We start from the raw sequence: 12,394 nt of genomic DNA, 5'->3' as shown, positions 1-12,394 counted from the left end.
AGACATTAAAACAAATACCTTTTATTATTAGCACTCATAAATTGATCAAAATATCCGCTTAAATTCTTTTGCCCAACGGCAACGACTTTTAGTTCAGCATTTTCTTTTGCAACCATAAAATAATCTGTTCCAAATAAAACCCGCTCTGGGAGAATAAGACCGTTTTTTAAATCATTAGATAATTGTATCATGCAATTTTCATCGCATAACGAATACGAAATATCTGTAAACGCATTAGGATATTTATCTATCAGGATTTTTTGTTTGATAATGTCATACCATGATGTTAGATTACCTTCCAGAGTTTTTGCTGCCTGGAATAATTTGGCAGTTTTCGCATCTGGATTTTTCACACCCAATATTTCAATATCTCCTCCCATGTGCGCAATGCAGAGTTTTAGTTTAGGATATTTGTCTAAAACAGGAATATAATTTTCAGGATGTGAAAAAAGATTACACGCTCTCGCATTTTCTCTAAATGATTTATCAGAAGCCTTTTTATAAGCAGCAATACGGGCTGTAATTACAGGCATTAAAGGATGTGCCGGATTGACTGATGTAGGATTGTCAGGAATAACCGACCAGACATTTTTACCTAAATAATAACTGCCGCCGCGTGTACAATGTGTCATAACAGGAATATTATTTTTTTCGGCGTATTGATAAAGACTGTCTAATCGCGCATCAAAAGGGAAAAAGCCATTTGCAGGATATAATTTAATTCCAACAAAGGTTTTACTTTCAATTGCTTTTTTTAGATTTTCGAGGTTTTTAGTATCCGGATTTCTTGGGTCTACACCATAAAAAGGAAATAATGTATTTGGGTAAGTTTTTTTCAATTTGTAAATATCCTGTATTTGTGAATTGAAATCTTTTTCAGGTTTTTTGTCGGGATCACTCATATAATCCATATCAATTGTGAGTGCTATTATTTTTATCCCACTGTATTCAGAATTATCATAAGCTCCTTTCAAGTCAAGAAATACCTCTTCCTGCGAAGCCATAACACCAATTTTTAGGAATTGTAAAATCCTTTTCGGAATTAAACTTCCCAATTTTGTAATTAACCAGGAAACAGGTCGGGTTAATATTAACCATTTAAGAAATGTAGAAGCTCCATCTCCAAGTTTGGCAGCTACCTGTAAAAAGTCTTTCGGTGCACATTTTCCTGTAAAGATGTGCGAATGAATGTTGTATATATCGTTCATGATTGTATAGTTTTTAAGATGGTTTTATTCCTGCTCTTCTAATATTAATTGCTTTTACCATAACTTCAAACCAAAAAGGAGCTCCGAAACTTAGAGCAAATGCTGAAATTAAGATCCCTAAAATCCACCACATATACCTTTGGAGGATTTCTGTTGTTGTTTCTTTTATTTCTTTTGTTTTTTCAGTTTCTTTTGTTCCTTTTGTTTCTTTTGATTTTTTAGTATCAAAATGATAGCCAATTGGAAGAGCGTCATCTTCGATTTCAGTAATTATTGATTTGATACTATCTATATTTTTTACAATATCTTCCAAATCAATTTTTTGAGCATTAATCTTGTTTTCAAGTACTTTTTTCTCTGCTATTAATACAAGATCTTTACGATACTTATCATCAGTATTTAATTTTTTAATTAAAGTAATAGAATCAACATTCAGCGCCAGGCAAACTAATAAACTTATAATAAGTAAACTTCTTTTCGTTTTTGTTTTATACCAGCCGCTTACTCTTTCCATATAGTCATCAAACCATTTGGTGATTTTCTCTTTTAACTCAGTATAGTTTTCCGTTTTTTCATACAATGCCCTTAAATGACTTTTTAATGGACTGTAGTTCATTTGATCAAGTCCTTTTTTAAATCTCTTATAAGGATCCTCAATACGATCTTCAATTAGTTTAACATCTACTAAATTTGTCGATCCTTTTGGATCAAAAATATTTTCAAATTTTGTAGTTTCAGATTGACTTCCAATAATATCAATCAAGGCATCAGCAAACATATCAGATGATATGTATTGCGGGTAAGAATCTCTGTTTTTTTTAAGCTGATCGATGCTAAAGTGGCTGTATAAGCTGGCACCATAGCTTTTGTTCACAGGATCGTTTAATAATTTAAGAATTGTTTCGTAAAGAAATCGGCCTCTTTTTTGGGTTTTGAAGGAGTACCATTCAAAGAGTAACGAAACTAGAGTACTAAAGAGAAAGTAAAATAAACCTAACGCAATTAGTATTTCCAGAATTTTAGATACTTGCATAGATAATTTGTTTTTGGTTAAAATAAATTAGTTTAATTTTGGTTAGTAAGAAAAACCGCGGCTAATTTATTTAAACAAATGTTAAATTGTTATTTGTAAGGTAAATATTTCACTTTATCGAATCTAATTGGTTATTTGGCGATTAAAATATGAATGAAAAATACTATAATTTAAAAAGTATTAACTTCTAAAACTATATTATAAACAATTTTGTAATTTTTACAATCTTTAATAAAAACAAAAAATCATGTTATGAGAATAATTGGAATTTTTTATATCTATTTGCTAAATACTTTGTCAAAGCCCCAAATGATATTTAATATGATTCTGAGTTTTTAAATTCCTTCAGAAATCAGGAAAATATGATGTGGATTTTTTTGAAATGTTTTTTTAGACTTTTAAAGATTAGGTAATTTGATTTTTTGTTATAATGAATTTATAAATTTTATTAGTATTGTCTTTCCATATATCGTCTATTTTTTCAGTCAGGATTTCAACCATATCATTTTTTGAATCTTTAAAAAGATTGTAAATTTCCATTTGATCAGTCGCACTATTATTTATTGCTTTAGTAGCAGCAGTTATGTTTTCATCACTAAAACCAGATTGTTTTAAATGTTTTTCTATAGCTTCAGTATTAGCAGTGATATTTATATAATTTTCAGACCTTCCTCGCACGCTTTTAGTAGAATTTGCATCAAGTACAAAAACTTCCGTTTTTATACTTTGAAAGCTTTCTATATCATTTTCCCATTTGAGTTCAGATTTATTAATCAAATCATTTTGTGTTATAATTATACTGCCAGAATTATCTGTTTTAAAATATGATGTTGTGTAATAAGCATCTTCACTTTCAAAAATTTTAAAACCGAAAAGTATATTTTCAATCGGATTATTATTTCCTAATATATCAGTAATTTGAATTGCTATTTCTTTAGGGATTTTCATAGTTTCAGTTTTTTAGTTTTTAGATATTGATTTAATCTCTAAGATTACAATTCCAATAATAATTATGATTTCACCTAAAAAGTAAACAACACCAAATATTGAAATACTCTTATAATCATATAGTAAAATCCCAAATGTAAAAACACAATAGAGTATGTTAGCGGTACAGATTATTTTTAAATATATTTTCCAATTATTTTTTGCTAGAAAAAAGGAGGTAAAAGAATAAATTGAAAAGATAAGTGCCAGTAAAGAAAGATATTCTAAAGTAGTTTTTGATAAACCAAAAAAAGAATTGAAAGATCTTAGAACGAGAAAAAGCAATATGAATGTGAGTAATGCTCCAATAGCATCTATTAGAAAGATGTTTTTTGGTTTTGCTAGAAATTGTTGGATGTCTTCTTTCATTTAATTTGTCATTTTTCTCCGTCCATGCTCATTTTTTATATTTTATAATTGCTGAATTATGTTGATCATTTAAAATTATATAGATTATAGTATCGTTATATGAGCAATCAATTTCTAAATTGATTATCCAATTTTCTTAGCAATTATTATGGTATGAATTTCTACATTATCAGCTTTTGGATAATTTACGTTGAATAGTTTAATTATGTCAAAATTATGTATTAAAAGTTGATTGCTTATATCTTCTAAAGAATGGTAATAAAAATAAGTGCGATCGCCAGTGTTTCCAGAAATAAAACCAGATTCGGAAGGTTTTCCCTGAACAAAACTTAAATATAAAACTCCATTGTTAGAAAGTATTTTCTCTGAATCGATTATTAATTGAAAACAATCCTCTTCAGATAAATATGGTAAACAAAAACCACACATAATGGCATCAAATTTTTGATTTAAGAAACTAAGTTCTCTTGTATCCATTACTTCAAAGTTGGCAGAAGGATTATTTGTTTTTGCCAATTCAATCATTTTTGGAGCAATGTCAATACCTGTGATTTTTAAGCTGGGATTTTTAGATAACAAATATTTTGTAATGTTTCCTGGTCCACAGCCAATTTCAAATATATTTATTTGCTCTTGTTTTAGAGTGCTGCAAAAGAAGTCGTAAGTCTCGTCGTATAAGCTTAAATTCATAAACTTATCTTCATAGAGATTTGCAATTTTATTCCACGTTTCAAAAGTTTCCTGGTATTTATCCATTGATTTTTATTTGTGGTTTTTCATTTTGACTTATCCATTGATCGTAGCCTTTTTTCTGAATCCAATGCCCATTTTTTTTCTCATAAAGATATTTTCCTCCTTGTCCGCCTAATAAGCAATTACAGTCTTCTTGAAACTCAATTATAACTTTTTTTCTATCAGCAGATATTATAGGAAATGAAATATGATACAAGAATCCTTGATCGCAAAGTGTATCAACTATGGCGTATTGAAATACTTTTTTAGATTTTCTGAACCACTTGATTTTGTTTGGTTTTATTTTTAAACCTTTGAAATTTTCATTTTGCTCATTAATGAAATCAATATCTTTTTCACTAAATTCTTTTTTGTATTCTTCTTTTACCGGAATAGTTCTAAATTCCCAACAAACGTGATCAAGAAATAAGCTATCATCAACTACAATTTCATTTATGATTCCGTAAACTTCATCTTCCGTTAAATCGGGAGTTGATTTACATGAACTTGCTAGAACTATCAAAAGTAAAAAAATCGGAATTCCTATAATTTTTAATTTCATTTTGGGTATAATTTTAATTGACAAATTGAGAGTAAACTTCTAATGATCTATAGGAATTTTCTTGACTTCTCACCTGTTTTAATGTTTTTTTCTTTATATCCGATTATAGTCGCTACGAAGTCCGGAGACTTCGCAGAGCTGGATTTTAAATGTTTTTCATAAAAAAAAATTAATTATATAGTAGCTTTATTTTTTGAATTAACAAATTAAAATCATGTGATTTTGATTCTTGTGCGGAATTAATTAGTTCATTAATTACTCTTGGAGCAGTAAGACCTAGTTCTTTAGCAAGATGAGTTTTTAGTTGATTTAGAACAATTTTTCCATCACATAAGTCTTTCCAGTCTTTTTCCCAATTGTTATTTATTTCGTCAATTCTGCTAAAATTATTTTTTAAAATTTCAATTGTTTCGGTTATTGATTTTGAATCAAAAACACTTTCAATGTATTTATTATATGCAGTTTTATTTAGTACTTCAATTGATTTTGTGCTAACTGCTAACTTTATTTTATGTAAACTATTTTGATTTAAATTTTGAATTGATTTTCTGAAAACATGTTCTTTATTAGAATCAGCTATTTCTTTTATTTTTTTTTCTATTTCATTCTCTAAAGGTACTTTAATGTCTTTGTTAAGATTATTGTGAATTTTGAATAGATTATGTATTAATTTGCTGTCTAATAAATAATTTTCTATTTCATGCTTATTCATTATGATGAAATGTTCATCAAAAAATAATGAATCATTTTTTCTCATATCTTCTATTTCATATTCAGTACGTGTGTCTTTGTCAATTAAGAAACAAAATTGGACATCTCTAATGTGATTGTGAAATGAGTAATATTTTCTATATGTTTCAATAACTTCAGATGAGCCATTTAAATTCTTTATTTTAATATTTAAAGGAGAGAAAATTTTTTCTAAAATTTCATTTTCTGTTTTGCCCTCGACAAAAAGTACTTTGTTGATAATTTTACTTAAACCGATGTTTCTCAATAACTTTTCATGGTTCTCATAATCGATTAAAGAAATTCCATCCTCAATTATAAAGTTTTTACCAATCGTAAAATTATTATATATCAAATTCTTAGAATGGGTAAGTAAAAATGTTTGTGATAGAGTATGATCTTTGTAAAAATTAGTAATTTGCTTATTTATATTTTCACTAATTGGCTGTTTTATTATTTTAGCTTTTTTTAAAATCAAATTTGAAAATTTTTCTTCATGTGTTATTTCATAAAGGAGATTAACGAATTTTGAAAGCATTTCTTCATGTAAATTGTTTTCTGGCTCATCAATTATAAGCATTCCAATACTTTTTACATAACAAATAAAATGAAAAATGTAAAAAAGAGTCTTTTCACCAGAACTTAAATTACGAACATCATATGTGTGTTTTTTTTTAACATTTCCTCTTTTAACTTGAAGTATAAATTGATTTTTTCTTTCTAGTGAAGTGAAATTTGAAAATTCTAAATAGTCTAATATGTTGTGTATTAGTATTTTTGAAGTGAAATGTGGTAAATCAGTTCTTGGAGTGCTAGGAATAATTCTTTCACGAATATAATCTCTTATTAATCTTTCGTAAGTGTTAAAGAATAATTTATCAGGTTGAATAATATAGTCTATTATTAATGAGTTTGTGTCATTATTAGTAAGCTTAATATCTTCATTAGAAAAGTCTTCTTCGGATATATTTCGATTTGAATCTATATAAATTATTAAATTTTTAGGATTGTCAAAATTCCAAAAGCCATTAATTTTTTCTTTATCATTTTCATTTATTACTAAATTAATTTTGACTTTTTCCTTGTTTCGAAGAGCACAATTTAACGTGAATGAACTAGTCGAATTATCTGCGAATTCAAATTCAATTATTATATATGAGCCTACCTCGTTAAAAAAGTTAAGTAATTCTTCATTATTATTTAATGTTATTACATAAGTTTTTGAAAAATATAGTTTCTGAGCTAAAATCATAGATTTAAAAACGGTGGTTTTTCCTGAGCCATTTATACCACTTATTGTATTTATTTTGTCAGATTCAGAAAAATCAAAAGTAGTTTTCTTTTCAAATGATTTTATTTTATTTAGAGTTATTGATTTTATTCTCATTAAAATTATTGATACATTGGTTTTTAATATAGTTTGGATGATTGCATTAGCTAAAATATAATTTTAAATTATAGGATATTTGAAAAGTAAGATTTATTTTAAATTAAACAAAAAGAACTTTTTCGGTTATTAATAAATTTTATTAGTCAAAAACATTTCTCTCTCCCCAACAAATAAATTCTGATTTTGTATATTTGCCCAACCAAACATTACAATTACTTATGAGCCAAAAAGTATTACTTAATTCAAAAGAAGTTACTATCATACTCCATCGTTTGGCTTGTCAGTTAATCGAAAAACATCTTGATTTCTCTGATACAATTTTAATCGGGATTCAGCCGAGAGGTGTTTATTTGGCTGAGCGTTTAAAACAAATTTTAGAGAACGAATACCAAACTCCTGAAATTTCACTGGGATATTTGGATATTACTTTTTTTAGAGATGATTTCCGCAGAACCGATAAACCACTTGAAGCCAATAAAACTCAGATAAATTTTATAGTCGAAGACAAAAAAGTTATTTTTATTGATGACGTTTTGTTTACCGGACGAAGCATTCGTTCTGCCTTAACTGCGATTCAATCTTTTGGAAGACCTTCTGAAATTGAATTGTTAGTGTTAATCGACAGACGTTTCAGTCGTAATTTACCAATTCAGCCTGATTACAGAGGCCGTCAGGTTGATGCAATTAATGGCGAAAAAGTAAAAGTAAGCTGGAAAGAAAATGATGGTGAAGATGTGGTTCACCTAGTGACAAATTAAGTTTAATCGGTTAACCGGTTAATTGTTTAATCGGATTCAAACGATTAAACGGTTTAACAAATAAAACGATTAAACAAATAAATATATAAACAAACACAATGAAAGAATTAAGCGTAAATCATTTATTAGGAATAAAATACATCAATGAGAATGATATTAACCTGATTTTTGAAACGGCAGATCATTTTAAAGAAGTCATTAACCGACCAATTAAAAAAGTTCCTTCATTACGAGATATTACCATTGCCAATATTTTCTTCGAAAATAGTACCAGAACCAAACTTTCCTTTGAGTTAGCGCAGAAACGTTTATCTGCAGATGTTATTAGTTTTTCTGCAGCCCAGTCATCGGTTAAAAAAGGAGAAACCCTGATTGATACTGTAAATAATATCCTTTCAATGAAAGTTGATATGGTTGTAATGCGCCACTCTAATCCCGGAGCGGCTTATTTTTTATCTAAAAACGTCAAAGCCAGTATCGTAAACGCCGGAGACGGAGCACACGAACACCCAACTCAGGCTTTGTTAGATAGTTATTCTATCAGAGAAAAACTGGGCGATGTTGCCGGAAAAAAAGTAGTTATTGTAGGTGATATTCTGCATTCGAGAGTTGCCTTATCCAACATATATGCTTTGCAGATGCAAGGCGCAGAAGTAAAAGTCTGCGGACCAAAAACACTGATTCCGAGATATATTGAATCACTTGGTGTTACCGTTGAACCAAATTTACGTAAAGCTTTAGAATGGTGTGATGTTGCGAACATGCTTCGTGTACAAAACGAGCGTATGGATGTAAACTTCTTTCCATCGACACGCGAATACGCACAGCAATACGGAGTTGATAAACCACTTTTAGATTCTCTTGGAAAAGAAATCGTAATCATGCACCCGGGACCAATTAACAGAGGAGTAGAGATTACATCTGAAGTTGCTGATTCTGATCATTCTGTTATCTTAAATCAGGTAGAAAATGGTGTTGCGATTAGAATGGCGGTTATTTATCTTTTAGCTTCTAAAATACAGTAGTTGCATTTCATTTTGAGAAATACGATTAAAATAATATTTCTACTAATTGGTTTTATATGTAAATCTCAGAATGCTGATGAAGCAAAAATAGATACGGTCTATAATAATTTATATAGCCGAACACCTAAAAATTTTAAAGTAGACGAAATTTCGAAACCAAATAATAGATTTTTTACATTGGATTTGAATAGTATTGGAGGATTAAGAAGTGTTTATCAGTTTCAGGATGATTTAAAATTTAATTCAACTGAGATTAACTGGCTCAATAAACAAATTGATCAAATTGCTTTGGCATTTTACTTAGAAGGAAAACCAATCTTGATAAGAAAAGTTGGTGGTTATGATGGATGTCCAGATGTAAATGTTTATACAGAAACTATAAAGAGAAAAAAGGTAACGATCTTAAACTTTTGCTTTACTTGTTCTGGTGCAGGAAAATTAGATAAGTTTATTCAAATTTTTAATAATAGAACAAATTCCTTATTGAAATAAATGCAGACTTCGACTTCGCTCAGCCTGACAAACTTGAAACCTGAAACCTAAAACTTGAAACAACAAGAAAAAAACTTCGTACCTTAGCGCTCTGAAAAATCAATTTTTATATTAGCCCCACAAATTATAAAATGAAAGTAGATCAAAAAGGACATACCGTTACCATAAAAGATACGCAAGGCGATTTTAATGGCTTTGTGGAGAAAGTAACGCAGCAGTTTAAAACCTTTGAAAAACAAAATATTATAATCGATTTGTCGTCAGATTCTGAATTGACAGAAAATGATTTAAAAGCTTTTTTACCGTTGGTTAAGCTTCAGAAAAAAGCAAAAAAATCGCTTGTAATTGTAGCTTGCGATCTTGATTTTAATGCCATTTCAGATAAATTAGTTGTTGTTCCTTCTCTTTTAGAAGCACACGATATTATCGAAATGGAAGAAATTGAAAGAGACTTAGGGTTTTAATTTTAGATTTCTGATTTTAGATTTTAGATTTTTTTAATGCTAAATCTAAAATGTTTTTATCTATCTAGAATCTAAAATCAACAATCTAAAATCTAAAATGAAATTAACAATACTTGGCTGTTATGCCGCAACTCCCAGAACACTCACTAACCCGACTTCACAGGTTTTAGAAATTAAAAATCGTTTGTTTTTAATTGATTGCGGAGAAGGAACTCAGGTTCAGCTTCGAAAGAATAAGATTAAATTTTCAAAAATTAATCACATCTTTATTTCGCACCTTCATGGAGATCATCTTTATGGATTAATTGGAACCATTTCGACTTTTTCTCTTTTGGGAAGAACAACCGATTTGCATATTTACGGACCAAAAGGAATTAAAGAACTTATTCTGCTTCAATTAAAATTGACAGAATCCTGGACAACGTATAATTTGTTTTTCCACGAATTAGAGTCGAAGGAAAGTGAGGTTATTTTTGAAGATAATCGTGTTATTGTAAAAACGATTCCGCTGAAACATCGGGTTTATACCAATGGCTATTTATTTCAGGAAAAACCTGGAGAGCGAAAATTAAATGTTGAAGCGGTTCAACATTATAATATTCATACGGCTTATTATCAAAAAATAAAAAACGGAGGAAATGTTACGCTGGACGATGGAACTGTAATTGAGAACGAAAAATTATCTTTTGACCCAATTCCGGCAATGAGTTATGCTTTTTGTTCAGATACGGTTTACAATGAAGATGTGATTCCGATTATTAAAAATGCCGATGTTTTGTATCACGAATCTACTTTTTTAGAGTCTGAAGCTCCTTTGGCACAAAAAACATTACATTCAACAGCAAAAGAAGCGGCTAGAATTGCTTTAAAAGCAAATGTAAAACATTTGGTTTTAGGTCATTATTCAACTCGCTACGACGGAATTGAGCGTTTTAAAGAAGAAGCCGAAGAAATTTTTCCAAATGTTATTTTGGGAGATGATGGACTTAGTTTTGAATTTTAATCTAAGGTTCTAAGTGGCTGAGATACTAAGGTGCTAAGTTTAGGAATGTGAACAAAGGATGTCACCCTGAGCGTCCCGAGGCCTCGGGAGAAGGGCTTTTGTAATACGAGAGACTTCGACTTCGCTCAGCCTGACAACCTGAAACTTGAAACCTGAAACCTGAAACTTGAAACAAATAAATCTAAAATCTACAATCTAATATCTAAAATCAACAATCATGAGTGATTTAAGCAATTATAGAAAATCTTACGAAAAAAGTGAATTATTAGAAACTAATATTCCCGAAGATCCCATTAATCTTTTTAACCGCTGGTTTCATGAAGTGGAGGATTTTGGCGGAAGCGGCGAGGTAAACGCTATGACGGTTTCGACAATTGGCTTGGATGGATTTCCAAAGTCTCGTGTGGTTTTATTAAAGAAATTTTCTGAAGAAGGATTTATATTTTATACGAATTATGATTCAGAAAAAGGAAAAGCAATTACGGCGAACCCAAACGTTTGTTTGTCCTTTTTTTGGCAGGAAATGGAACGTCAGGTAATTATAAAAGGGATTGCGCAGAAAACTTCTGAAATCATTTCGGATAACTATTTTGATTCCCGACCAGACGGAAGTAAGCTTGGCGCAATTGTTTCGCATCAAAGTGAAGTTATTCCGTCGAGAACTTTTTTAGAAGAGAATTTAAAGAAACTGGAAGCTGAATTTGAAGGAAAACCAATTCCAAGACCTGAGAATTGGGGCGGATTTATTGTAACGCCGCTGCAAGTAGAATTTTGGCAGGGAAGACCTAACAGATTACATGACAGAATTAGATATACAAGCCAGTCTGATTTTTCATGGAAGATTGATCGTTTATCGTCATAATTGTAAGATTTTTATATTATTTTAAAAAATTTTAGTGTATTTCGTCGATTATTTTTGTAGTTTACCGACAAATTGAATACGTTTGGACAATAAAACAGAGAAAAATTGTCACATAATAATTTTTAAAGAATTTGCCCCAACATTTACTTTAAAGCATTAAACTACTACAGATTATGAAAAAGATTATGTGCGCCATGGTGTTCATTGTGATATCTATCACAATGAACTCATGCTCTGCCGATGGCGCCGAAGGGAATGAAAGTAGTACTTCAACAGAACAGGTAATTACTGACTACAACTATAATGCATCTGAATTGGAAACAATGCAGTTAATAAACGATTACAGAGTAAGTATCGGCTTAAATGCATTAGAAAAAATCAATCACATTTCTTATAAGTGCGAAGAGCACAACAAATACATGATCGACAATAATGTTGTTAATCATAATGATTTTGTGTCTCGTTCTAATAATATTATGAGCGTTCTTGGTGCCAAAAAAGTGGGCGAGAATGTTGCTTACAACTACAAAACATCTGCAGCAGCAGTAAAATCATGGCTGGAAAGCCAGGGACATAAAGAAAATATTGAAGGAGATTATACTCATTTTGGTATTTCGGTTACAACAGATGCTGCTGGAAAAAAATATTACACAAATATATTTGCTAAAATTTAAATGTGAAACATTTGAACACTGGTTGGTTAGTTTTCGTTGCATTTCTTGAGTATGCAGCGTTGTTTTTTTAAAAAAGCTGTCTATGAATAATAGACAGCTTTTTAAT

The 12,394-nt window shown here is 29.8% G+C and carries 14 protein-coding genes; 7 read left to right on the top strand and 7 right to left on the bottom strand.

Annotation, left to right across the window (positions count from 1 at the left end):
* Nucleotides 1-5: 5 nt before the first annotated feature.
* From NLJ00_RS21960 to NLJ00_RS21930, 7 genes are all read right to left on the bottom strand, one after another.
* Nucleotides 6-1,208, bottom strand: coding sequence for an amidohydrolase family protein (locus NLJ00_RS21960; RefSeq protein WP_256635421.1), 1,203 nt, complete (start codon nt 1,206-1,208; stop codon nt 6-8).
* 13 nt (nt 1,209-1,221) lie between these two features.
* On the bottom strand, nt 1,222-2,241 hold the full coding sequence (locus tag NLJ00_RS21955) for a dynein heavy chain (protein ID WP_256635420.1): 1,020 nt from the start codon (nt 2,239-2,241) through the stop codon (nt 1,222-1,224).
* A gap of 405 nt (nt 2,242-2,646) precedes the next feature.
* Nucleotides 2,647-3,189, bottom strand: a complete 543-nt coding sequence (locus NLJ00_RS21950; protein WP_256635419.1) for a hypothetical protein — start codon at nt 3,187-3,189, stop codon at nt 2,647-2,649.
* Nucleotides 3,190-3,201: 12 nt separating this feature from the next.
* A complete protein-coding gene (locus NLJ00_RS21945) occupies nt 3,202-3,597 on the bottom strand; it encodes a hypothetical protein (protein WP_256635418.1) in 396 nt (131 codons plus the stop codon).
* 123 nt (nt 3,598-3,720) lie between these two features.
* Nucleotides 3,721-4,353, bottom strand: coding sequence for a class I SAM-dependent DNA methyltransferase (locus NLJ00_RS21940; RefSeq protein WP_256635417.1), 633 nt, complete (start codon nt 4,351-4,353; stop codon nt 3,721-3,723).
* Nucleotides 4,346-4,891 (bottom strand): hypothetical protein, encoded by a 546-nt coding sequence (locus tag NLJ00_RS21935; RefSeq protein ID WP_256635416.1) that lies wholly within the window; start codon nt 4,889-4,891, stop codon nt 4,346-4,348. The genes NLJ00_RS21940 and NLJ00_RS21935 overlap by 8 nt, the downstream gene beginning before the upstream one ends.
* 169 nt (nt 4,892-5,060) lie before the next feature.
* Nucleotides 5,061-7,007, bottom strand: coding sequence for an AAA family ATPase (locus NLJ00_RS21930; protein WP_053470148.1), 1,947 nt, complete (start codon nt 7,005-7,007; stop codon nt 5,061-5,063).
* Nucleotides 7,008-7,228: 221 nt separating this feature from the next.
* Here NLJ00_RS21930 and pyrR point away from each other — a divergent pair, with 221 nt between their 5' ends.
* The 7 genes from pyrR (at nt 7,229) to NLJ00_RS21895 (ending at nt 12,288) form a co-directional block, all read left to right on the top strand.
* A complete protein-coding gene (gene pyrR / locus NLJ00_RS21925) occupies nt 7,229-7,768 on the top strand; it encodes a bifunctional pyr operon transcriptional regulator/uracil phosphoribosyltransferase PyrR (protein ID WP_053470147.1) in 540 nt (179 codons plus the stop codon).
* Between the two features lie 98 nt (nt 7,769-7,866).
* Entirely contained in the window at nt 7,867-8,793 is a 927-nt protein-coding gene (locus NLJ00_RS21920) for an aspartate carbamoyltransferase catalytic subunit (protein WP_029273654.1), read from the top strand.
* Nucleotides 8,794-9,285 (top strand): hypothetical protein, encoded by a 492-nt coding sequence (locus NLJ00_RS21915; protein ID WP_256635415.1) that lies wholly within the window; start codon nt 8,794-8,796, stop codon nt 9,283-9,285.
* A gap of 131 nt (nt 9,286-9,416) precedes the next feature.
* Complete coding sequence (locus NLJ00_RS21910) at nt 9,417-9,749, top strand: ribonuclease Z (protein ID WP_256635414.1); 333 nt, start codon at nt 9,417-9,419, stop codon at nt 9,747-9,749.
* A gap of 97 nt (nt 9,750-9,846) precedes the next feature.
* Nucleotides 9,847-10,752 carry a ribonuclease Z gene (locus NLJ00_RS21905; protein WP_256635413.1) on the top strand — a complete coding sequence of 302 codons (906 nt, stop codon included), beginning with the start codon at nt 9,847-9,849 and terminating at the stop codon, nt 10,750-10,752.
* Nucleotides 10,753-10,969: 217 nt separating this feature from the next.
* Nucleotides 10,970-11,614 (top strand): pyridoxamine 5'-phosphate oxidase, encoded by a 645-nt coding sequence (gene pdxH, locus NLJ00_RS21900; protein ID WP_256635412.1) that lies wholly within the window; start codon nt 10,970-10,972, stop codon nt 11,612-11,614.
* 173 nt (nt 11,615-11,787) lie between these two features.
* On the top strand, nt 11,788-12,288 hold the full coding sequence (locus tag NLJ00_RS21895) for a CAP domain-containing protein (RefSeq protein WP_256635411.1): 501 nt from the start codon (nt 11,788-11,790) through the stop codon (nt 12,286-12,288).
* Nucleotides 12,289-12,394 lie beyond the last annotated feature (106 nt).

The organism is Flavobacterium panici (assembly GCF_024499525.1).
GTDB classification, from domain to species: Bacteria; Bacteroidota; Bacteroidia; order Flavobacteriales; family Flavobacteriaceae; genus Flavobacterium; species Flavobacterium panici.
This window is presented reverse-complemented; position numbering and strand designations above follow the sequence as displayed.

Coding starts and splice junctions, on each gene's coding strand:
- NLJ00_RS21960 (WP_256635421.1), bottom strand. CDS start 1,208: ATGAACGATATATACAACATTCATTCGCACATCTTTACAGGAAAATGT.
- NLJ00_RS21955 (WP_256635420.1), bottom strand. CDS start 2,241: ATGCAAGTATCTAAAATTCTGGAAATACTAATTGCGTTAGGTTTATTT.
- NLJ00_RS21950 (WP_256635419.1), bottom strand. CDS start 3,189: ATGAAAATCCCTAAAGAAATAGCAATTCAAATTACTGATATATTAGGA.
- NLJ00_RS21945 (WP_256635418.1), bottom strand. CDS start 3,597: ATGAAAGAAGACATCCAACAATTTCTAGCAAAACCAAAAAACATCTTT.
- NLJ00_RS21940 (WP_256635417.1), bottom strand. CDS start 4,353: ATGGATAAATACCAGGAAACTTTTGAAACGTGGAATAAAATTGCAAAT.
- NLJ00_RS21935 (WP_256635416.1), bottom strand. CDS start 4,891: ATGAAATTAAAAATTATAGGAATTCCGATTTTTTTACTTTTGATAGTT.
- NLJ00_RS21930 (WP_053470148.1), bottom strand. CDS start 7,007: ATGAGAATAAAATCAATAACTCTAAATAAAATAAAATCATTTGAAAAG.
- pyrR (WP_053470147.1), top strand. CDS start 7,229: ATGAGCCAAAAAGTATTACTTAATTCAAAAGAAGTTACTATCATACTC.
- NLJ00_RS21920 (WP_029273654.1), top strand. CDS start 7,867: ATGAAAGAATTAAGCGTAAATCATTTATTAGGAATAAAATACATCAAT.
- NLJ00_RS21910 (WP_256635414.1), top strand. CDS start 9,417: ATGAAAGTAGATCAAAAAGGACATACCGTTACCATAAAAGATACGCAA.
- NLJ00_RS21905 (WP_256635413.1), top strand. CDS start 9,847: ATGAAATTAACAATACTTGGCTGTTATGCCGCAACTCCCAGAACACTC.
- pdxH (WP_256635412.1), top strand. CDS start 10,970: ATGAGTGATTTAAGCAATTATAGAAAATCTTACGAAAAAAGTGAATTA.
- NLJ00_RS21895 (WP_256635411.1), top strand. CDS start 11,788: ATGAAAAAGATTATGTGCGCCATGGTGTTCATTGTGATATCTATCACA.